This is a genomic window from Arthrobacter sp. 05L428 (assembly GCF_056397665.1).
Genome location: NZ_JBFTNW010000012.1, coordinates 1 through 21,550 on the forward strand (window position 1 = coordinate 1; position 21,550 = coordinate 21,550).

At 62.7% G+C, this 21,550-nt stretch carries 13 protein-coding genes; 8 read left to right on the forward strand and 5 right to left on the reverse strand.

The window, feature by feature from the left end:
• The 6 genes from pglX to AC1DH3_RS16350 all read left to right on the forward strand — a co-directional run.
• Positions 1 to 2,244, forward strand: a 2,244-nt coding sequence (gene pglX, locus AC1DH3_RS16325; protein WP_476909775.1) for a BREX-1 system adenine-specific DNA-methyltransferase PglX, incomplete at its 5' end; no start/stop codon positions are given.
• A 47-nt stretch (positions 2,245 to 2,291) separates the two neighbouring features.
• The gene (gene brxL / locus AC1DH3_RS16330; RefSeq protein ID WP_476909776.1) at positions 2,292 to 4,406 is read left to right on the forward strand and encodes a BREX system Lon protease-like protein BrxL; all 2,115 of its coding nucleotides are present in this window, start codon (positions 2,292 to 2,294) and stop codon (positions 4,404 to 4,406) included.
• Positions 4,407 to 4,539: 133 nt separating this feature from the next.
• The gene (locus tag AC1DH3_RS16335; protein ID WP_476909777.1) at positions 4,540 to 6,393 is read left to right on the forward strand and encodes a DUF262 domain-containing protein; all 1,854 of its coding nucleotides are present in this window, start codon (positions 4,540 to 4,542) and stop codon (positions 6,391 to 6,393) included.
• Positions 6,394 to 7,712: 1,319 nt separating this feature from the next.
• Positions 7,713 to 8,186, forward strand: a complete 474-nt coding sequence (locus AC1DH3_RS16340) for a hypothetical protein (protein WP_476909778.1) — start codon at positions 7,713 to 7,715, stop codon at positions 8,184 to 8,186.
• A 527-nt stretch (positions 8,187 to 8,713) separates the two neighbouring features.
• Positions 8,714 to 9,325 carry a DUF4230 domain-containing protein gene (locus AC1DH3_RS16345; RefSeq protein WP_476909779.1) on the forward strand — a complete coding sequence of 204 codons (612 nt, stop codon included), beginning with the start codon at positions 8,714 to 8,716 and terminating at the stop codon, positions 9,323 to 9,325.
• 98 nt (positions 9,326 to 9,423) lie between these two features.
• Positions 9,424 to 11,232, forward strand: coding sequence for a hypothetical protein (locus AC1DH3_RS16350; RefSeq protein ID WP_476909780.1), 1,809 nt, complete (start codon positions 9,424 to 9,426; stop codon positions 11,230 to 11,232).
• A 198-nt stretch (positions 11,233 to 11,430) separates the two neighbouring features.
• Here AC1DH3_RS16350 and AC1DH3_RS16355 read toward each other — a convergent pair whose 3' ends face one another.
• Both AC1DH3_RS16355 and AC1DH3_RS16360 read right to left on the reverse strand, forming a co-directional pair.
• Positions 11,431 to 12,687: an SLC13 family permease gene (locus AC1DH3_RS16355; RefSeq protein ID WP_476909793.1), complete on the reverse strand. Its 1,257-nt coding sequence runs from the start codon at positions 12,685 to 12,687 to the stop codon at positions 11,431 to 11,433.
• 231 nt (positions 12,688 to 12,918) lie between these two features.
• On the reverse strand, positions 12,919 to 14,037 hold the full coding sequence (locus tag AC1DH3_RS16360) for a PrpF domain-containing protein (protein WP_476909781.1): 1,119 nt from the start codon (positions 14,035 to 14,037) through the stop codon (positions 12,919 to 12,921).
• Positions 14,038 to 14,278: 241 nt separating this feature from the next.
• Between AC1DH3_RS16360 and AC1DH3_RS16365 the strand changes: the two genes are divergently transcribed.
• Complete coding sequence (locus tag AC1DH3_RS16365) at positions 14,279 to 15,217, forward strand: LysR substrate-binding domain-containing protein (RefSeq protein ID WP_476909782.1); 939 nt, start codon at positions 14,279 to 14,281, stop codon at positions 15,215 to 15,217.
• Here the strand turns inward: AC1DH3_RS16365 and AC1DH3_RS16370 are convergent.
• From AC1DH3_RS16370 to AC1DH3_RS16380, 3 genes are all read right to left on the reverse strand, one after another.
• The gene (locus AC1DH3_RS16370) at positions 15,214 to 16,446 is read right to left on the reverse strand and encodes an NAD(P)-binding domain-containing protein (protein WP_476909783.1); all 1,233 of its coding nucleotides are present in this window, start codon (positions 16,444 to 16,446) and stop codon (positions 15,214 to 15,216) included. The two genes, AC1DH3_RS16365 and AC1DH3_RS16370, sit on opposite strands and share 4 nt — an antisense overlap.
• 70 nt (positions 16,447 to 16,516) lie before the next feature.
• On the reverse strand, positions 16,517 to 17,893 hold the full coding sequence (locus AC1DH3_RS16375) for an FAD-binding oxidoreductase (RefSeq protein WP_476909784.1): 1,377 nt from the start codon (positions 17,891 to 17,893) through the stop codon (positions 16,517 to 16,519).
• A gap of 365 nt (positions 17,894 to 18,258) precedes the next feature.
• The gene (locus AC1DH3_RS16380; RefSeq protein ID WP_476909785.1) at positions 18,259 to 19,560 is read right to left on the reverse strand and encodes a GAF domain-containing protein; all 1,302 of its coding nucleotides are present in this window, start codon (positions 19,558 to 19,560) and stop codon (positions 18,259 to 18,261) included.
• Between the two features lie 162 nt (positions 19,561 to 19,722).
• On the opposite strand from AC1DH3_RS16380, the gene AC1DH3_RS16385 reads away from it, so the two are divergent.
• The gene (locus tag AC1DH3_RS16385) at positions 19,723 to 21,513 is read left to right on the forward strand and encodes an NAD(P)/FAD-dependent oxidoreductase (RefSeq protein ID WP_476909786.1); all 1,791 of its coding nucleotides are present in this window, start codon (positions 19,723 to 19,725) and stop codon (positions 21,511 to 21,513) included.
• Positions 21,514 to 21,550: the final 37 nt, after the last annotated feature.

Genomic DNA, 21,550 nt, shown 5'->3' on the forward strand with positions numbered 1-21,550 from the left:
CCGGACCAGGACCTCATCACCCCGTTGACGGCGCAAGTGGAGTCGTTGGGGGAGGCGGAGACGCTGTTCGGCGGGGATGTTCTGGACCGGGCCCGGACCGTGCTGGAGCAGTCGGTGTATCTCTCGACCCGGTATCACGTGGTCGTCGCGAACCCGCCCTACATGGGGTCCGGCAACATGGGACCCAGGCTCGCGGAGTTCGCGAAGCGGGAGTACCCCGACACGAAGGCCGATCTATATGCCATGTTCATCGAACGAGGATTCCAGCTGTCCATTGCCGCCGGGTATTCGGCGATGGTCACCATGGAGTCATGGATGTTTCTGGCAACATACGGCAAGTTGCGAGGCTTCATAGTCGCTTTGAAGCCGATACTTTCAATGGTTCATATGCCTTATCTCGGAAAAGGCCGTACTAGCATGGGGATTAGTTTTGGCACTTCTGCCACGATTTTCCTCAACGCGCCTCTTCCGGAGACTAAAGGAACTTATCAGTGCCTCCGTTATTACGAATCTGATCCCTCAGGCACGCCTCTGAGCTTCCCAATCGAAAATGAGCGAAGCGCAACGGTGCCCACAACCGATTTCGACGTTGTGCCGGGTTCCCCAATCGTTTACTGGCTGAGCGAGAGACTCAAGGCTGCTTTTTCGATTGGCAAGCCCCTGAACTCGGTGGTCGATCCTAAGCTTGGACTCTATACAGGGGATGATGAACGGTTTCTGAGATATTGGCATGAAGTTAGTTTTAACTCTCTTGCCCTAGGGGTGTCTACGCGAGAGGAAGCTAAGACAACAAACTCCACGTGGTTTCCTTGCAACAAAGGGGGTCCCGGCCGTCGCTGGTATGGGAACCATGAGCTTGTTATAAACTGGCGCGATGACGGCAAGGAGCTATTTTCATTTTCTCCTAGATCAGGCATCCGCAATCCTCAATTCTATTTCCGCCCATCGGTCTCCTGGTCTTTGCTTACCACCGCAGCTCCGGCGTTTCGGTATTATCCCGCAGGCTTTATCTTCACGGGAAAGGGCCCATCGATCTTCTCTGATTCCGATGATCGCGCTTTAGAAATACTGGCTTTCGCAAATTCTCCTTTAGCGCGCCAAATGCTTGGTGCCATGTCGCCGACCATCGGCTATGAGGTGGGACACATTGCGAATCTTCCCATTGTTCCAATGGAAACGGCGCAAGTTCGACGTGATGTCAAGGAGTTAGTCGACTTGAGCAAACATGACTGGGACGGAAGCGAAGTCTCCTGGGAGTTCGCGTCGCATGAACTTGTAGAGAGGTTTCGTAAACCGGCAGCTATGCGCGAGGCCCATTCACGGCTGATCGAAGAATGGAATCACATTACTGAACGAGCCGCCATGCTCGAACGACGCATCTGTGATGAAGTTAATAATTTATATGGAGTTTCTTCCGCTGAAGCCGGCTCCTTTGGTGCCGCTAGCGTCACATTGACGCGGAACGCAGCCTTCCAATACGGGGCCGACTTGGGTACCCCGGAGGCGAACGACCGCCTGCTTCGAGACTCGATCCGCGACTTCGTTTCCTACGGGGTTGGCTGCATGTTCGGCCGATATAGTTTGGATCTGCCCGGTTTGGTGTTGGCGAACCAGGGCGACTCGTTGGCGGACTACTTGGCGAAGGTGCCGTCGCCGTCGTTCATGCCGGATGAGGATAACGTGCTGCCGGTTCTGTCGGACGGCTGGTTTGAGGATGACATCGTCGAGCGGTTCCGGGAGTTCTTGAAGGTGTCCTTCGCAGAGGAGCATTTTGAGGAAAACCTGCGGTTCGTTGAGGATGCTTTAGGCAAGGACATCCGGAAGTACCTTGTGCAGGACTTCTACAAGGACCATGTCCAGCGGTACAAGAAGCGTCCGATCTACTGGCTGTTCTCCTCGCCAAAGGGCTCCTTCAATGCGTTGATCTACATGCACCGCTACAAGCCGGACACGGTGAGCGTGGTGCTGAACGATTACTTGCATGAGTTCCAGGCGAAGCTGCGGGCACGTCGGGCGAATCTGGATCAGGTGGCGGTGTCGACGTTGTCGACGGCGAAGGAGCAGACGGCTGCACGGAAGGAATCGGAGCAGATCGGGAAGATGCTGCTGGAGCTGGAGGAGTGGGAGCAGAGCGTGCTGTACCCCTTGGCCACAGAGCAGATCCACATTGACCTGGACGACGGAGTGAAGGCGAATTACCCCAAATTCGGGACGGCACTGAACAACAAGTTCACGGGGTTCTGATGGATGCCTCGACTGCCCTAGGGACCGACCAGAAAGAGGGGAGCGGCATGGAGTCACTCGATCAAAAAATCAACAGGGTTTTTGCGGGCTCTGTGGTGCGAAAGGACCTCGTCAAGACAGTTAAGGGCAACGCCATCGTGCCCTCATACGTCTTGGAGTATCTGCTTGGCCAGTACTGCGCCACGGATGACGAGGCACAGATCCAGGGCGGTATCGTTTCCGTGCGAAGGATCCTCGCCGACCACTACGTGCACCGCAACGAATCCGAGCTCGTGCGCTCGACCATCCGCGAACGCGGCCGCCACAAAGTCATCGACAAGATCAGTGTGACGCTCAATGACAAGGACGATGTCTACGAAGCCAGCTTCTCGAACCTGAAACTGAGCAAGGTGCTAGTCGACGCGGGGACCGTAAAGCAGCACCCTAAGCTGCTGGTCAGTGGAGTGTGGTGCCTAGCCGACGTTGAGTACGAGCACTCGCCTGACAAAGGACAGAGCCCGTGGATCCTGGCCTCCCTCAAGCCAATCCAACTTTCCAGCTTTGATCTCGACGCTTATTTGTCGAATCGGGCTGAGTTCACCACCAACGAGTGGATCGATTTGCTGATTCAGTCGATCGGGTTCAACCCGGAGATGTTCGACCGGCGCGCCAAACTCACTCAACTTATCCGGCTCATTCCATTTTGCGAACGCAACTACAACCTGGTCGAGCTGGGCCCAAAGGGAACAGGCAAGTCCCACATCTATTCGGAGTTCTCCCCACACGGGATGCTGATCTCCGGTGGTGAAATCACCGTCCCGAAGCTCTTCGTGAACAACGCCAACGGGCGGCTGGGACTCGTCGGCTACTGGGATGCGGTGGCATTCGACGAGTTTGCAGGCAAGACGAAGAAATCCGACAAAGCCTTGGTCGACATCATGAAGAACTACATGGCGAACAAGACGTTTTCCCGAGGCGTGGAGACACTAGGCGCAGAGGCGTCGATGGTCTTCGTGGGCAACACTCAGCACACTGTTCCGCACATGCTGAAGCACTCGGATCTTTTCGATGAGTTGCCGCCGTCGTACCACGACGCCGCGTTCCTCGACCGGCTGCACCACTACATTCCTGGCTGGGAAGTCGATATCATCCGGGGCGAGATGTTCTCCGACGGATACGGGTTCGTAGTCGATTACATCGCTGAGATCCTCAGATCGCAGCGGGCTCACGACTACTCCGACCGCTACACCGAGTTCTTCACGCTCTCAACGGACATTTCCACCCGCGACCGGGACGGTATTCACAAGACCTTCTCGGGACTCATGAAAATCCTGTACCCACACGGCGATGCCGGCGCCGAGGAGATTGAAGAACTACTCCGACTGGCCATCGAGGGGAGGAAGAGAGTCAAGGACCAGATTCTTCGTATCGACAAAACGATGTCACCCGTGAAGTTCGGCTACGAGACCCTTGAGGGCGAGTGGCGGGGCGTTGCCACCGCTGAGGAACTTCGGTACCCCAGTATCTACAACCGGCTAGGCGGCCAGACGGAATCTGACGGTGGCAAAACGCGGCAAGGCGGCCGTGGGACAGATGATGGCGGAAGCCCGTCGACGTCCCCTGCCCCATCTGAAGAGGAAGCTGCGACGGTTGCCCCGCGGCTGTCGTCGCAACCGTTGGGGCAGACTCTAACTTTCCAAAACGGCCAAACTGGGGCGAGCTATGAGAGGATATTCGGCCCCTATCTGGCCGGCGCGACGAATGTCGTCTTGGAAGACCCGTATCTCCGCACCCCGCACCAAATGCGCAACCTGGTGGACTTCATCGCCACTTGGGCGCGGCTGATCCAACCGGGCGATGAAGTTAATCTCTTAGTGAAGACAGTGCAAGATGACGACCCGGGTTATGCCCAACGACAGCTCGGCGACCTCGTTCAGATCAAGGGATCGGTCGAGGCCGCCGGGATAAAGATGGACGTGCAGCTCCTGGAACCGGCGGAGCTACACGACCGTTGGGTGAGGACTGACACCGGATGGGAGATTTCGCTCGGACGTGGGTTGGACATGTTCGAGAAGTCGGAGAAGCAGCTCTACCTCGGACAGAGCGTTCAGGAGTTTCGCAAGGTCAAATCGTTTAATGTGATCTACCAACGCAACTCGTCCGTGGGAGCACCGGTTACCTAGCCGATGCGAACGGCGCGCCGCACACCGCCTCCAAGATGTCTCCTATGCCGATAGCTATGTTTGTGAAGGTTCCTCGGTCGGATGCGGTCCGAGTTCCACAATCTTCGACCGCTCAAGTTGAAAGCGAAAGTCATTGGAAATACAGCCGGAAAAGCAGAACCTTGACCAGACTTTCTCCAACACGGTCTTCCACATCGACTTCTATCAGCGGAGCTACAAATGGGGCGAGGAACCAGTCCAGCGACTCTTCGATGACATCCTGTACGAGTTCGAAGAGTCCTGGAAGAAGAATCCAGATCTCGATCCAAATCGTGCGAACATCGATGCCAACTATCCCTGGTACTATCTCAATACCTACGTCACCAATACCGTGGAAGGCCGGGTCTTTGTTGTGGACGGGCAGCAAAGGCTCACCACGCTGACTCTGACGCTTATCAAGTTGGCCCACATGGCTCAGGGCTTCGGTTCTCCAACCGGCCCGTGGCTGGAGAGCAGGATCGCGGGCTACTCGGGTATGGAGCGCTCGTTTTGGATGAATCACCAGGGGCATCTCAGCGTCCTAAAGGCGCTCCTCGACAAGGAAGACCCCTCGACCATCGATGTTAGCTCCGGGGTGACGGCTGAGAATCTCGTTGCTAACTTCCAGACGATCAGCCACATCCTCGATGCCAAGATTCAGGGTCAGCGAAAGTTTGAAGTATTTGTGCACTACTTTCTCTACCGCTTGGTGTTGATCAACCTATCCGTAGATACGACGCATGTCCCCATGGTGTTTGAAGTCATCAATGACCGAGGTGTCCGCCTCAAGCCGCATGAGATTCTCAAGGGCAAGCTTCTGGGACAAATCGACAAGCGTGAGCTCGCGACCGGCGGATACAACGAGCTGTGGGACGGACAGGTTGAAAAACTCAATCACTTCGGACCTGACACCATTGATGCCTTCTTCCGCTCTTGGCTCAAGGCAAAGTTTGCCGCTACGAGGGGCCTGGGCGTGCGCTTTGACGTGGACTATCACCGAGAAATCTTCAAAAAAGATCTGAATGATCTTTTGAAACTGGATCATAATCCTCTTGGTGTAAAGCAGTTCCTTGCCGGAGAGTTCCACTACTTTTCATCGCTTTATCACAAAGTCTTGACCCTCGCAGGCGAAGAAACCTCGCAGTTCCCGGCAGTATTCTTTAACGGCAGACTCACTGAGATGAATAGCCAGATGCAGCTGATCATGTCCGCATGCGTCGTGAATGATCCGGAGGAAGACGAGAAGATCGCCCTTGTGTCAGAGGGGCTAGACCGCGCTTTTTCGCTGTTGCGGCTACAGGGGCAGTACGACTCCAACGAGTTCGTCGGGCGAATCTACGAGATGAGCTCAGCCATCCGGGATCAACCCGCAGACAAGATCCGGCACCTCATGGATCAGCAGCTTCTTGCAGAGCTTGAGGAGCGCAGGAAGACAAGTGCAACGGAGTCCTTCAGCTACCAGCTCTTCCGCCCCATGACAGTTGATAGGCTTACCAGTCGCTTCGCACGCTACTTCTTCGGAAGAGTGGAGCGCTATCTGGCGCGGGGCATGGGACGGGAGTTGAAGCACCCCATATATGACCTCGTTTCGAGGACGGGCACCCGTAACGGCTTCCACATCGAGCACGTGCTTTCTTATAATGACACAAATTTGGCACATTTCGATGGGAATGAAGAGCTTTTCGAGGTGGAGAGGAACCGGCTTGGAGCCGTCCTCCTGCTCCGGGGGCGGGACAACATCTCCAGCAGTAACGAGCCCTATGAGGAGAAGCTGCGGTCCTACGCAAATACTCTCTATTGGAATGAGACTCTGCGCGAAGACACTTACAAGAGCAAACTGGATTTCCTAGACTTCACCCGACGCGAAGGTCTGAATTTCCAGCCGTTCGATAGCTTCGGGCTGGATGAGGTCGAGGCTCGGCACCGGTTGCTCTTTGAGGTTAGTAAGAGAATCTGGGATGTGGCCTAGACGCGGGACGCGCACGTGGGACTAGATCTTTTGTGGGGCATGGACGGCCAGGCCTGGGCCAACTTACTTCAAGCCGTAGCTGTCATCGTTACACTCGGAGGCGTTGGCGCAGCGCTAGTTAACGGCGGCAGGGACCGGAAATCTGCTATGAGGGTCGCTGCCTCTGATCGTTTCGCCGCAGACCAACGGGCCGAAGAAGATAGGCGTGCCGCGGACCGGCGGGCGGAGGGTGACCGGCAGCATGCCCGAGAGCAGGCGCAGCAGCAATTTCTCGTTGAGCAGGCGCTAAGGCTGGCACAACTCGTTCATGAAGGCAGTCCGAATAACCCTAGTCTCCAGACGGCATGGCAGGTCGAAACCCAAAGTCTCCTCTACGTAATTGGCGAGCAGGACCTGCCACTGACGTGGCAGAGGTTCATGACTCAGAGCGCCCCGTCCACTGACGACGGAACAAAACGTGAAGTCGCCGACTTCGTGCAGCAACTCGGACGGGAGCTGAACTGCCGCTCTTGCTACCACAATCACTGACCGTCGTCTCGCCTGCCATAGTCGCACGTCGGTCGCAAGATCCCTCACGGAACTCCTGTTCTTCGCGGCGCTGGTCGTCCCTGGCATCACCTATGCGTGCGCGAAACGCCGCCTCGTGCCATAGGCATACGCGTAACCACGATCATCAGCGCACTGGCCCCAGACACACAGGTAGAAGTTCTCCAGCGGTGTGGCGGAGCAAGCGCTGGACCCTTTTCCAGGATGACGTCCCGCCCGGGCCTGGAAGTCACAGGCGGTACGCCGGGGCCGACGTCGCCTGCGAATGCGCCGGAGTGAACGCGGTGCTGGACGCCCTGCACGAAGCCGTCCGGCACGGGGAGTGGTGGCATACGTGTCTATCTAAGGCGGCCCGGCCACAGCGGACAGGTGGAAGCAGGTGCTCAAGGAGATCCACCCCCGCGGCGCCGCCGCCTAAGTTACGGACCATCCCGCCGTCATCAGGACCGTGCAGGAGGGCAAAGTGGACCTTACGCCCTTCATCCCCCGGGTGGGTGCCGACCTCGACACCCGCTTCAACTACAAAGACGCGGTCGCGTAATCGGCGGGATGTTTTCAAGTAGCACCACCCGCAGACTGCAATACTGATCACGGATACCCTGACGTTCAGTGAATTGGCATAGACCAGAAGAAACTGACCGCAAACGGAGCCCGGCATGTCGATGTTGCGATCCCTAGAGCAGAGATGGGCGGACATTGCCTCCGCCATAGAGGAGCGGGACAAGTTCGGGCCAGCTTGGTCAACGGGAGACGCGAGAGAAATGCTGCGTCGCGTGGACGAACTCCATTCGGAATTGCTCGCGCATCCAGCCGCTGGGAGAGCTATCGGCGTAAAGATCTTCGAAGTTATGCACAGATTCCGCGTGATTGCAGAAGTGACGACGAAATTCCAAGGTGAGTCGATCGTATTGCCGCCGGCTTTTATGCGAGCTCCAAGGTGGGCGGTGCCACTTCTAGCCCGGATCGCGGAACTTGAGATTGAGTCGCCGGAGCATCTGGAGCGCTACAGGGCTCTAAAGGCTCTCCGGGCGGAACTGAAGGATATTCGTCCGGCCGTCCGAAACACTGGTTGGGCGAGTTACCTTCGAATCCTCGACGCGATAGACGGGCGAGCTCTGGCCGCCCAGGAACGGATCAGGGCTGGAGCGCCCAAGAAGCGATCGGCTAAGAACGGCAAGGGCTGCAGCGCTGGTCCGCGGATACATGTGTTCGTTGGTGGTGCGCCTGGCACTGGTAAGAGAAGGTGAAGCCATGTTGTCGCCCGGGCTGTGCCCACCACGACGACGTAGGCGTCGGCCACCCGCCCCAGCCGCGGTCCTAATGCACCAGGGCGACTTCGCCGTCGTCCGTTCCGTTCCTCCCGAATGGTTCGGGCCGACGGGCCGCCGGGCGCCCCGCCGGCCGAGGTTGATGCCGGCCCCAAGCGGTGGAGTTTGAGCTGAGTGTCCATTAGAAAACGCCCCAGCCGCAGTACCGCCGCGGAGCGCCGGAGCAGGCGGAGACGGACAGATCGTTCCCTCGACCCTCGTCGAGCAGCGGCCCGGTGATCTGGCCGCCAGACTGACCGGGTATCCATCACCCCGGCGCAGCCGGGAAGCCGCCGCGCGCGACGCAGTAATCGGGCAGGCAAGAGCGGAAAATCCTAGGCTAGTCCTTCGCGTGTCGGTGGGCCCGGTTACACTAACTCTGGAGTTCTTCGGGCGAGAAAATTCTTGGACGGAGTCTTAATGGCGGAAGGCGGCGCCGCCGTCGCACATAACTGGGGGATACAGTCTTGAAGGCATTGAAGGGCGTCGCAATTTTGGCTGGCGTGGTTCTGGGGTCGTTCGGCGGGGCCAGCCTGCTTGGGTTCAATGAGTTTCCCTGGAGCGCGAAATCCACTGACCAAACAGTCATCCTGGAATCCATAAGGGATGTTTCGCAGTTGCAGAGTGCAATCGGGTCCTTCGAGATGATCGTCGACACTGGTGACGATAATGAAGACATGCCGGACCTCATTTCCGGACGGCGAACCCTTTTCGTGGCGGTGGGTACGGTGGACGCTCACGTGGATCTCTCGGGCATCAAAGAGGGCGACCTGACGCTGTCCCCCGATGGAAAGTTAGCCACGCTACGTCTGCCCGAGACCCAGCTGGAAAAGCCCCGCCTGGACCATGAGGCCTCTCGGGTATATCGCAATGATCGTGGTGTGCTTGACCGCATCGCAGATGTGTTTGGATCCCCTGACCAGTCGGCGCTTTTTCTCCGGGCCGAGAATGAGATGGCTGCTGCGGCGGAAAAGTCCGAGCTCCGCGGGCATGCATCCGCCAGTGCGCGCTCCACCCTCACAGGGCTGTTCAATTCCCTCGGGATGCAGGTCACCTCCGTAGATGCCGGCGCCAACTAACACAAAGACGCGTCGTGCCGCCGTCCTCACGCAACGCATGAGACCGCAGACCGTGGCACCCCTCACCGCCATTATTTTCACTCTTGATCGGAGCTCCCATGTCCCAGGAACCAACGTTGCTCTTTCTCCACGGCGTCGGCGACGGAAATAAGGATGGTGCGTGGCTGACGGGACTTAGCGCAGCGTTGGCCCGCCTTGGATACCCGCATGTGGGTCCTGAACGAGTGATTGCACCGAGGTACGCTCATGCACTGAAGGGCAGCGACGAATCCCTGCAGCTTCCGCCGGTAACCGTCAAGCGGCCGGCCAGGGACAAAGTCCGCCAGAATCGGCGGGACTTTGAGCGACGTACGGCGGCACTCGAATTCCGTCTGGGAAGGCACAACCAAGGCCGAGGCTGGGGCGGCGCTGAACTGGTCGTCAACGGCTCGGCCGGTCTTCCCGGCTTCGGTCAAGTCCGCAAGTACCTCGGTAATGCCGATGTCAGGGCCCAGGTTCTGCAGCTCATCCTTAAAAAGTTGCCCGAATCTGGTCAAATCGTAATTGTCGGGCACAGCCTAGGTTCCGTGATCGCAGCTGACTTACTTCAGCGCTTGCCAGAAGAACTCGAGGTGGTCGGCATGGTTACCATCGGCAGTCCACTTGCCAGCGGGCGATTCGACGTCGACAAACTGCGCGAGAGCATGCAGGAACCGCCCACGAACTTGGCTTGGTGGGCCAACTTCTGGAACGCATTGGATCCGGTGGCTGCGCACAGAGGCCTGTCGTCGGTATACAACTGGATGCTGGACTTCCGAATAGAAACCGGATTCAACCACCACGTACACGACGCGGAAGCCTACCTTTCCCACGACGCCGTCGCCGAGGCCGTGGGTTTTGCACTCTTCGGCTCGCGGTCTACCGAGATCGTCAAGGTGGACCGAGGCGTGGACATCCCATTGGACGCATCCGAACTCACCGCCGTGGTGGCGCTGCGCTACGCCCATCTTCTGAGGTCAAGCCTCGACGGCGAGCAGGGAGCCCGCTTTGCTGGAGCCCTGAGGCAGGTACAGGCGGCTGCCGTGGGTGAGATCCGCGAACGGAATCGGGAAGCGGGTAGACCGCTTCCCACAGAGGTCGCCAGGCTTGCATTCGACGCCTCCGACCCGCAGGCCAACGTCCCTGTACCGTTGCCCAGCCGCCATCTAACAAAAGAAGACGCCGTAACCCTGCTCACCGTGCTGGCCTCGGAAAATGTCATCAGGCCCTTCGAAATAAACGTTGACCGAGGGAAGTGGCAAGGGGCGATGCGGGAACTTACCGCAGAGATGGGGCTGGGAAGCCAGTACGGCGCCCACGTTTTCGAAGCGGCGAAGAAGGCCCAAGATGTCCTCAGCGGCGGGCCTATAGTCAACTGGAAAAAGTGGGGCGCGTTGGGTGCCGGCGCGGTTGCGCTGGTGCTCGCCACCGGCGGCCTTGCCCTGGCTGCGGCGCCCGGCGTGGCAGGCGCAGCACTTATCACCAGCGCTCTGGCCGGATTCGGACCGGGCGGAATGATCGGCGGCTTGCTCACAGCTGGAACGCTCGTCGGGGCAGGCGGCGGCGGTATCGCATTTAGCCTCGCCAGCCCTGGTACCTCCGCCGAAACCGTTGAAGCAGTGGTGCAGCGCCGTTTGGCGGCGGCGATTCTGCGGAATCAAGAACGTCTTGAGCCAGATGTCGCTCTCTGGGGGATTCTGGCTGAGAACGAGATCGCCTTCCGTCGTGAATACGAACGGTTGGATGAATTCTCCGACGAGTCAGCGCAAGGCGTAAAAGAGCTCAAGAAGAAACTCGAGACTATCGAGCGAGCGATCAAGTACTTGGCGGACAATGGCTTGGAACCCGCCCTAATCGAAGATCCCGCAGAGATGCCTGTGGACGCGTAGGAGCGGCAGCCATCGGGTGGGATTCAGCCCCATCTGCCACTCAAATGGAACTCTTCATTCGCCATACCGAGGCGAAACTCATTAACGGCGATGCTGGGATGAAGCCGAGCCTCTGGCCTAAAAATGGATACGCACCCAGGAGTGCCAAAAGGCAGGCCGGCTGTGAAAGCCGACCTGCCTTTGCGGGAAAGAGCGAGCCTACATAACCCCCGTCGGCACCAGCAGCGCCCAGGCCAGCGCGGGTGCCACCAGGACTACGCCGCCGGCGTACATCATGAGCTGGCGGTAGACGCGCTGGCGGTCGTTGTCGCGGGCGTTGGCCACCACCAGGGCGCCGTCGGTGGAGAAGGGGGAGACGTCCACGACGGTGGCCGCGATGGCAAGTGCCGCGACCGTGCCGGAGGCGCTGAGCGAGCTGGTGGCCAGCAGCGGCCCGGCCATCGGGATGAACGCGGTGAGCAGCGCCGTCGAGGACGCGAACGCGGAGCCGACGCCGATGACGTAGCAAAGCACCAGGGCGATCAGCAGCGGCGCTCCCAGGGCCAGGGCCATCTCGGCGAGGGTGTCGATGACGCCCACGTGCTGCAGCAGCGAGACGTAGGTGATCATGCCGGCCACCAGCAGCACCGTGGACCAGGAGACGCCGCCGATGAAGGTCTTGTGCTCCTTGATATTGACGAAGGCCAGCAGCAGGCCGGCGGAGAGGGCCACGAAGCCGATCGGCAGGTGGAAGCCGAGCGTGCAGACCAGGATCACTGCGATCAGGAACAGGGTGAAGATCTGCTGGCCCCCGGGACGGCCGGTGCGGGCCGTGTCCAGGCCGGTGTACTCGTTGCCGTGCTTGTCGCGCAGCTTGCCCAGCAGAGCGAACAGCACGATGGTCAGCGCCGAGAGGATGAAGTTCAGCGCGAAGCTGGCCAAGAACAGCCCGCTCTGCGAGATGGGGAAGCCGTTCTTCAGCGCGATGTCGTGCACCAGCACGCCGGCGACGGACAGCGGGGAGAAGCCGCCGGCGTGCGCTCCGTTGATCACAAAGGCGCCCATCAGCACCGGGTGGATGCGTGATTCGTAGGCCAGTCCCAGGGCCGCCGGTGCCAGCAGCGCCACCGCCGCCGGCGAGAACGTTCCCAGCGCCGTCAGCGCCGCAGCCAGGAGGAAGAACACCCAGGGCAGCAGCATGGTCTTGCCCCGGACCAGCCGCACGCAGGTCTGCACGATGATGTCGATCGACCCGTTCCGCTGCGCCATGCTGAAGAAATAGGTCACGCCGATGATCGTCAGGACGATGCTGGCCGGGAAGTCCTCCAGGATCTCCTTGTCGCTCATGCCCAGCATGAAATAGCCGACACCGAAGGACGCCACCAGCCCCATGACGCCGATGTTCAGCGGCCATTTGGTGGCGACGACGAACATCACCACGAGGATGACGAGCGGGATGATCTGGGTGGCGGTCATGGTCGGCTCCGATTCAGAGGCGGCCGCGGGGTTGAAGAGGACACCTCCGAACAGGAGGGCCAGCAGACCCAGGACAGCGATCGCGGCCACCGTCACCAGCAGGATACGGCGGCGGCGGTCGGGACGCCCGGAGGGCTCGGCCCGGGTGTCGACGGGGGCGGCCTGTTGCGGCTCCTTTTCTACGGTTTCTTCTGCAGTCTTTTCTGCGATGTTAGTCATGATGCTTTCTCCTCATCGAGTAGCGCTGGCAAAGGAGGCGTCGACGGCGGTGCCGAGGGCCTCGGGAAGGTGGATGGTGGTGGTGGCGATGGTGCGGGCTGTGCGGTCGACGCCGACCAGCAGTTGCCCGTCCCTTTCCTCGCTCCATGTTTCGATGACCCCGGCCGGGGTGCGCAGCCGCAGGATGGGGCGAGCGGTGCCGCCGGTGATGTCGGCAAGCAGCGTGCCGGGGGTGCGGGCCGCGAGGGTCAGGGCGATGCTTCCGGTGATGGCCAGGGCCGGGTGCGGCTTGCCCATCGAGAGCATGACGACGGCGACGTCGCTTTCGGCGTCGGACGGGGCAGGGGCGCCCACGACGGCGACCTTGGGGACGGCGCGGGCGGCTTCGCCGGGAGCCGATGCGAGACCCATCCGCACGGCTGCCTGGCGCCGGATGTGTTCCAGGGTGTCCAGCTGCAGTTCCAGCCCGGCGGTCCAGTTGCCGTAGCGCTCCGGGTCGAGGCCCAGGTCCTCGGCGCGCAGCACGACGACCGGCGCTCCGGCGTCGACCATGGAGACAGTCCAGCGGGTCCCGCCGGCGACGATGACGTCCGTGGCTGATCCGGTGGGAAGCAGCCTGCCGGTGGTTTTTCCGGCGGGGTCCAGGAAGCCGAGCCCCACCCGGTAGCCGGGGAACGGGACGCCGGGCATCTGGGCCTGAGGGACGATCGGAAGGGCTCCGGCCGGTGTCGACACCCGCTGGATGATGACCTGGCCGGTGTTGGTGTTCCGGGTGACGATCCGGGTGACGTCTCCGGTGGGGACCACCCAGCCCTTTTCGATGGCGTACAGGCCCACCACGGCCGAGCAGTTGCCGCAGTTGCTGCCCCAATCCACGGCAGCTTCCTCGATGCCCACCTGGGCGAACGTGAATTCGACGTCGACGCCGGAGTCGGCGGGGCGGTGCAGGATCATCGCCTTGCTGGTGGTGGAGGTGGCGCCGCCGACGCCGTCGATCTGCCGGTGGTCGGGGCTGCCGAACAGCCGGGGCAGCAGGACGTCCGGGCTGGTCCCGGTTTCATCCAGCTGCCCGGTTTCGAAGACCCAGCATTTGCTGGTGCCTCCGCGCATCCACTCCGCTTCGATCTTCATGGTCTGTTCCTTGCTTCGGTTCTGCCCCGAATTGTTCAAGGGCTTGATTCGAGATTGATCCAGATCACAAATGAAGACAAGGTTGGATTTCTGCAAGGGAGTGTAGTGATGCTTCATTCACTGTGCCTACGGCCCATTGCTGCCCGCCTCAGGTGGGGCGGCCGTCGGAAACCGCTGGCTTTATCCCCGGAATCAAGCGGTGAATGTATAGAATTAACAGATTCAACAGAAGGGCGAAGCGTTGCTTAACGATCCTGAGCGGGAATTGTTCGACATCCGGCGCCTTGCCCTGCTGGTGGAGGTGGTGGAGCAGGGGTCCATCACCGCCGCGGCCGAGCTGATGATGTACACGCCCTCCGCCGTTTCGCAGCAGCTGCGGAAGCTCGAGCAGGAAGTCGGGCAGCCGCTGCTGAACCGCCGCTCCCGCGGAGTGGTGCCCACCGAGGCCGGGCAGGTCCTCGCCGGGCACGCGCGCAAGGTCATCGGGCAGATGCGGGCCGCCCAGTCGGACCTGGACCAGATCGCGGGTCTCAAGCGGGGCTCGCTGACCATCGGCACCTTCCCGACGCTCGCCGGCTCGTTCCTGCCGGTGGTCATCCGGGCCTTCAAGAAGAGGTACCCGGCGATTGGCCTGTCCCTGCGCAGTGCGCGCTTCGATGACCTGGTGAGCGATCTGCAGTCCGGCGTGACCGGGCTCTGCCTGCTCTGGGACTACCCTTGGAACCGTTTTCATGACGATTCGATCCGGATCACGGAGGTCTTCCAGGAAAGCACGGTCCTGCTGGTCTCCCGCAGCCATCCGCTGGCCGACCGCGAGGAGATCCGGATGGAGGAGCTCCGCAAGGAATCGTGGATCGTGCGGGCCGAGGCGCACCCCGTCGTCGAGGTGCTGCAGCGTTCCGCCCACGAGGCCGGGTTCGAACCGACCATCGGCTTCCTGGCCAACGACTACCAGGAAGCGCAGGCGATGGTAAGCGTCGGCATGGGCGTGGCCATGGTGCCGAAGACGGCTGTGGCCCTGCAGCACCCGGACGTCCGGGTCATCAGCCTCGGCTCGGCCGCGCCCCTGCGGCGGGTACTCCTGGCCCAACGCCAGGACAAGGTCTACGCCCCGGCAGAGGTCGCCTTCCATTCCACACTGCTCGAAATCGCCCGCGAACGGGCCGGGGACTATCTCTAACGACGGCGCCCCCGAGACATCTGATCGGCCAGGAATTCGGCGTCGTCGCCCACACCCGAGAGCAGCCCGGACTTGAACGTGTGCATCCAGTGCAGCCCAAGGAAGTAAAGGCCCGGAACGGCGGTGACGCCGCGCTGCTGGGCGGGCCGGCCGCGGGCATCGAACACCGGAATCCTGACCCAGCCATAGTCGTAGCCGTACCCCGTCGCCCAGACGATAGTGGTAATGCCTTCCGCCGGGAGACTCAGCGACTCGACCTCCTGTACACCGGGAAGAGGCTCTGGTTCCCCCGGGTCCGCCTCGGTGAGCCCATCCTCACCGCCTCTGTTGATGAAGTCCCGGGCTGCCGCCACGAATCCGGCGTACGCCTGATCGGCCTCATCGAGGATCTGATTCGCGTTGGCTTGCACCCCCAGCCCGCCGCCTGACGCTCCGGTGACCCGGCCAATCACGTTCGCGCCGGCTGCCGCAAGCTTGCGAACGTCGACGTCGTAGCCGCCGTTCACCCCTGTCACGACCGTCGACGGCGGGTACTGACGCCCGGGAAAGCTGTCGATGGTTTGCGCGAAACGGCCCAGTGCGTCGAACCACCAGTAGGCGTCCTTGCCCCGGAAGCGCCGCGGGGCGCGCCGGTGCCTGCTGACCGAGAGGTAGACGCGGCGTCCGGCACGGAGCAGCTCATCGGCGATCTGGGTGCCGGAGGCCCCGCTGCCGACAACCAGCACGGCACCTTCCGGCAGGGCCTCGGGACGCCGGTAGCGCGTGGGGTCGAGCTGCAGGACCGATCGTGGGACCTCGTGCGCCACGGTGGGGATCCGGGGAAGCTGAAAGGGCCCCGTCGCGATGACGACGTTCCGCGCGCGGATGGACCCGTCCGCCAGGGACAGCTCGAAGCCCTCGTCCCCGCCCAGCGCCGCGAGACCCTGGACTTCGGCGTGTTCACGCACGGGCGCCGCCATGTGCCCCGCGTAGTCCTCCAGGAGACGAAGGATCCCGCGGTAGTGGGCGAACCCCTCCGGATCGGGCCCCTGATATGCGTAGCCAGGCAGCTGCAGGGTCCAGTTCGGGAACTGAAAGCGAAGGGAATCCCATCGCTCGGTCCGCCAGCGCTCACCGACCCGCCCGCGCTCCAGGACGACGTGGTCGCGGCCCTGCTGCTGCAGCACCCGACTCATCGCGAGCCCGGACTGACCGCCGCCGATGACAACAATGTCCTGCTGCTCCCGCATGCTCAGCTCCTGGGAACCGGTGACCCACCCGGCGTACCAACCGCATGCACTCGCCGGGTTGTTGGAAGTGTCAGCCTGCCGGTTTGATGTTTTGGTTGATGTGGAAGAGGTTGCCGGGATCGTACTTGGCCTTCACTTTGGCGAGGCGGGCGTAGTTCCCCGCGTAGGTGTCCTCGATGTGTGGCTGGTCGTCGGCGTCGAGGAAGTTCACGTAGCCCGCACCGGATCCGAGGGGGTGGAGTTCGGCATAGTAGTCGCGCACCCACTTCCTATTGGCGTCATTGTCTGCCGGATCCTCCCAGTGGCAGGCAATGTCCACTGCAAAGTCGGCGTCGCGGTAGGGGAACGCGGTCTCGTCCCGCCCGACCCGCTGGACGGCACCGTTAATGGGATAGAAGTGGTTGGCCGTCTGGACGCTCGGAATGGCCTCGCCGAACTTCTCAGCGACACGGACGACGTCGTCGCTCAGGCGGGGCAGGAACGCGGACTTCCAGTAGGCCTGCAGGCCCTTGGGATACATGGGGTCGAAGAGTGTATTTAGCACCGTGTACGGAATGGGACCCAGGAAGGAACCGGCGGCGGGCGCGACGTCGAGGAACGGCTGCCATTGACGCTCCCCTTCGTCGTGGGGGCCAGCCCAGCCGCCCACCAGCACCACCACGGGCTTCCCGTGATATTCCTCAGGCAGGAAGGGGACAGGCGGCCCCTGGTGGAAGCCCAGGAACACTCCCATTTCCTCCGGTGCGGTGGCGATGTAATCCCGGTAGAGCCGTGCCACCGCGTCGGCGTGTTCCAGAAGGTAGATGATCACTCCGCCGTAGAGAACATCCACCGGGTGAAGGTTGAACTCGAAGGAAGTCACGACGCCGAAGTTGCCGGTCCCGCCGCGCAGCGCCCAGAAGAGGTCCTCGTTTTGCGTGTCGCTGGCGACCAGGAACTTCCCGTCGGCGGTCACTACGTCCGCGGATTTCAGGTTGTCGCACGAGAGTCCGTACTTGCGGGCGAGGTAGCCGATGCCTCCGCCGAGGGTTAGACCAGCAACACCCGTTGATCCAATGATGCCTCCGGTGGTGGCAAGGCCGAAGGCGCACGTGGCGTGGTTGAAGTCCGCCCACGTCACTCCGGCTTCGGCACGTGCGGTCGCATTGGCAGGATCCACGCGCACGCCCCGGCAGCCTGTGAAGTCGATGACGAGGCCGCCGTCGCAGGTCCCGAACCCGGGTGCGCTGTGGCCGCCGCCGCGCAGCGCCAGGTCCAAACCGGTGTCCCGCGCGAAGTTCACGCCTGCCATGACGTCCGCGACTTGCGACACGCGCAGGATGGCTGCAGGGCGTTTGTCGATCATTCCGTTGAAGACGGCACGAGCGGTGTCGTAGTCCGCCTGATCGCTTGTGATGACCTGGCCCCGCACTTTCTCCTGGAGGGCCTGGAAAGAGCTGTTGTCCACCGTGTACTCCGATTCACCCGGGCCGGGCATGCCCGGGCAACTGGGCACGGCCACCGGGGCAGTGCCGGGTATTTGGTTTAGCAGCCGATGGGGCCCTGGGTCGTGGAGGGCAAAAGCCTATGCCGCAGGCTTCCACAGCGGCGGAGACCTTATGCACCTTGGCAACCCAGCATCGTTACGCGGTCTGCCTTGGCGTGATTCCGAGACGGGGTTCGCCCTCGTCTCAACGGGTTACAGCACGGCTACTCGTAAATTACCCCCGCCCCATACGGCGGTCAATAACCTGTTGCGCGGCCCCCGCCTTGCCCGTTCGGCCAATGGGTTCAACTTCGCCGCCAGCCCCGGCAGCCTGTCTCCGGGCCCGGTCAGGCGCCGGCGGAGGCGCGGAACGCTAGGTACCGCGGGTCCCCGCGACCCAGCAGCGCTCCCAGGACCTCCGCCGCCTCGGCGTCGGCGGATCCCATGTCCGTGGAGAGCCACCGCATCAGGAGCCCGGGGTCGGCGCTGGCGCGTACGGCCGATCCCACGGCCAGGTCCAACTGGTCCCGGAGCAGCTGGACCGCTAAAACGCCGGACCGGCTGAGGAGGGGAGCCCGGTAGGATTCCAGCGCTTCCGCCACCCGGCCCTCGCGCAGCTGCCCCAGCACCCGCCCCGAGTCGGACCGGCCGGCCACGTCCGCGGCCAGCCGGTACGGGTTGGACAGCACCGCCTCGCCGAGCAGCGACCGGAGCCGGAACATCTCGGTGCGGATGGCCTGCGGAGTCCCGGCGTCGCCGTGCAGTTCGTAGGCCAGCTCCTCCGCGGCCCAGCCCTGGGCGCGGGAGTCCAGCAGCGCCAGGATCTCCGCGCGGCGCGGCGTCAGCGGCACGCGGCTGCCGTCGGCCAGCACCGCCGCGGGCTTGTCGCCCAGCAGTTCCAGGGACGCCACAGCCGCCCTCGGCGGCGAGTCGACCGGGCCGCGCAGGCGCTCGCGGGGGCGCTGCCCCCCGGGGCCCGACGGCGCACCCGCGGACGTCCCGCCGTCGGGCGTCCCCAGGAGCGACTCCGCCACCCGCACGGCGCACCGCACCATCCGCAGGGTGTCCACACTGATCGTGTCCAGCGGCCCCGAGACGTCCAGCACGCCCAGCACCCGCCCGGTGGCCGGATCCGTGATGGGCGCCGCCGAACACGCCCACTCGTGGTGCGTGCGGACCAGGTGCTCGGCGGAAAAGAGCTGCACCGGGCTACCGGTGACCAGGGCCTCGCTGATGGCGTTGGTGCCGATCCCGGCCTCGGACCAGTCCGCACCTTCCAGGAACTCCAGCCGGTCGGCCTGCCGCAGGACGGCCGGGCTGCCCACCCGCCACAGGATCTCGCCGCTGGCATCGGTCAACACCAGCAAGTGCCGGCCGCTCCGCGAATCGTCGGCCAGCAGCTCATGCAGGGCCGGCATCACGCGTTGCAGCCGGTGCTCCCGCCGGAGCTCCAGCACCTCGGACACCTCGTGCAGGTGCCGCGGGCTGTGCTGGTCCGGGCTGATGCCCAGCGCCATGGCCCGGTGCCATGAATCGGCCAGGCTGGCGGGGATTTCGGGGCGCGGGACACCGGAGATGACGAGTTCATGTGCGCGGCGCAGCGTCCGTGCATACCGTGCCGGGTCAGAGAACCTCAGGCCGTAGTCCACTCAGCTCCTCCCCGCAGTCGGCGGCAGTGCCGGACCGGTGGGCGTGTAACGCCGCTGTTACCCCCGGCGCGCTCCAATGGTGATGCAGCTCACGCTCGCCCCAGCATATCGCAGGGTACCGGCGGGACGGGGCTCACCTGGCAACATCACAAAGGAGTGGAGATGACCGGAACACCAACCGCTGCCGCGCAGGCCTGGCTGGCGCGCTTTGATGACGCGCTGCAACGACGCGACCTGGACGCGGCCCTGGAGCTTTTCGAGGATGACAGCTACTGGCGCGACTTCGTGGCGTTCACCTGGAACCTGAAGACCCTCGAGGGTAAGGCGGACATCCGACGCATGCTGGAAGCGACACTGGAACGCGTACAGCCCGCGGGCTGGGCGCTCGCGGAGGATGCCACCGGGGACGCCGACGCCGTGGAAGCCTGGATCACGTTCGAGACCGGCGACGCCCGCGGCTACGGCCACCTCCGGCTGCGGAACGGCAAGTGCTGGACGCTGCTGACCACCATGCAGGAGTTGAAGGGCTTCGAGGAGAAGAAAGGCCCGCGCCGTGAGCAGGGCGTGGCCCATCAGATCGTCCGCGGCCGCCGGTCCTGGCTGGAACTGAAGGAAGAGCAGCAAGCCCGGCTCGGCTACGAGGAGCAGCCGTACTGCGTGATCATCGGCGGCGGGCAGGGCGGCATCGGCCTCGCCGCCCGGCTGCGGCGCCTCGGCGTGCCCACCGTCATCATCGAGAAGAACCAGAACCCCGGCGACTCCTGGCGGAACCGCTACAAGTCCCTGCACCTGCACGATCCCGTCTGGTACGACCACCTGCCGTACCTGAAGTTCCCGGACGACTGGCCGGTCTTCGCCGCCAAGGACAAGATCGGCGACTGGCTGGAGCACTACACCCGGATCATGGAGCTGAACTACTGGTCCGGCACCGAGTGCGTGGGAGCGGCGTACGACGACGGCACGCAGGAATGGACGGTCGACGTCGTCCGCAACGGCGAACCGGTGACGCTGCGGCCCAAGCAGCTGGTGTTTGCCCTGGGCGTCTCCGGCTACCCGAGCATCCCCGCGTTCGATGGCGCCGAGAGTTTCCTGGGCGAGCAGCGCCACTCCTCGCAACACCCCGGCGGCGGGGACTGGACGGGCAAGAAGGCCGTGGTGATCGGCTCGAACAACTCGGCGCACGACATCTGCGCGGACCTCTGGGAGCACGGCGCCGACGTCACCATGGTGCAGCGGTCCTCCACCCACATCGCCCGCAGCGAGTCGCTGATGGACCTGGCCCTGGGTGATCTCTACTCGGAGCGGGCGCTCGCCAACGGCATCACCACTGAGAAGGCGGACCTGTTGTTCGCCTCGCTTCCCATGCGGGTGCTGCCCGGCGCGCAGGTACCGGTGTACCAGCAGATGGCCGAGCGGGACGCGGAGTTCTACTCCCAGCTCGAGGCCGCCGGCTTCGACCTGGACTTCGGCGTGGACGGGTCCGGCCTGTTCGTGAAGTACCTGCGGCGCGGCTCGGGCTACTACATCGACGTCGGCGCTTCCCAGCTGCTCATCGACGGGCGGGTGAAGCTGAAGTCCGGCCAGGTCGCCAAGATCACCGGCAACGCCGTCGTGATGGACGACGGGACCGAGCTGGAGGCGGACCTTATTGTCTACGCCACCGGTTACGGCTCGATGAACGGCTGGCTGGCGGACCTGGTCTCTCCCGAAATCGCGGACAAAGTAGGAAAATGCTGGGGATACGGCTCGGATACGCCAAAGGACCCTGGTCCGTGGGAGGGTGAGCTGCGCAACATGTGGAAGCCGACCAATGTACCCAGCCTGTGGATCCACGGCGGCAACCTGCACCAGAGCCGGCACTACTCCGCCTACCTGGCCCTGCAGCTGAAGGCCCGGATGGAAGGACTCGAAACGCCTGTTTACGAACTGCAGCCAAGCCACCACACCCGCTGACCGGGCTCAATCGGCGGCCGCCGGCTGGACCCAACAG

What these genes read in the sequence shown, in the direction of transcription:
- AC1DH3_RS16355 (WP_476909793.1), bottom strand. Translation starts at nt 12,687, where the DNA reads ATGACCGCCACCCAGATCATCCCGCTCGTCATCCTCGTGGTGATGTTC.
- AC1DH3_RS16350 (WP_476909780.1), top strand. Translation starts at nt 9,424, where the DNA reads ATGTCCCAGGAACCAACGTTGCTCTTTCTCCACGGCGTCGGCGACGGA.
- AC1DH3_RS16370 (WP_476909783.1), bottom strand. Translation starts at nt 16,446, where the DNA reads ATGCGGGAGCAGCAGGACATTGTTGTCATCGGCGGCGGTCAGTCCGGG.
- AC1DH3_RS16385 (WP_476909786.1), top strand. Translation starts at nt 19,723, where the DNA reads ATGACCGGAACACCAACCGCTGCCGCGCAGGCCTGGCTGGCGCGCTTT.
- brxL (WP_476909776.1), top strand. Translation starts at nt 2,292, where the DNA reads ATGGAGTCACTCGATCAAAAAATCAACAGGGTTTTTGCGGGCTCTGTG.
- AC1DH3_RS16360 (WP_476909781.1), bottom strand. Translation starts at nt 14,037, where the DNA reads ATGAAGATCGAAGCGGAGTGGATGCGCGGAGGCACCAGCAAATGCTGG.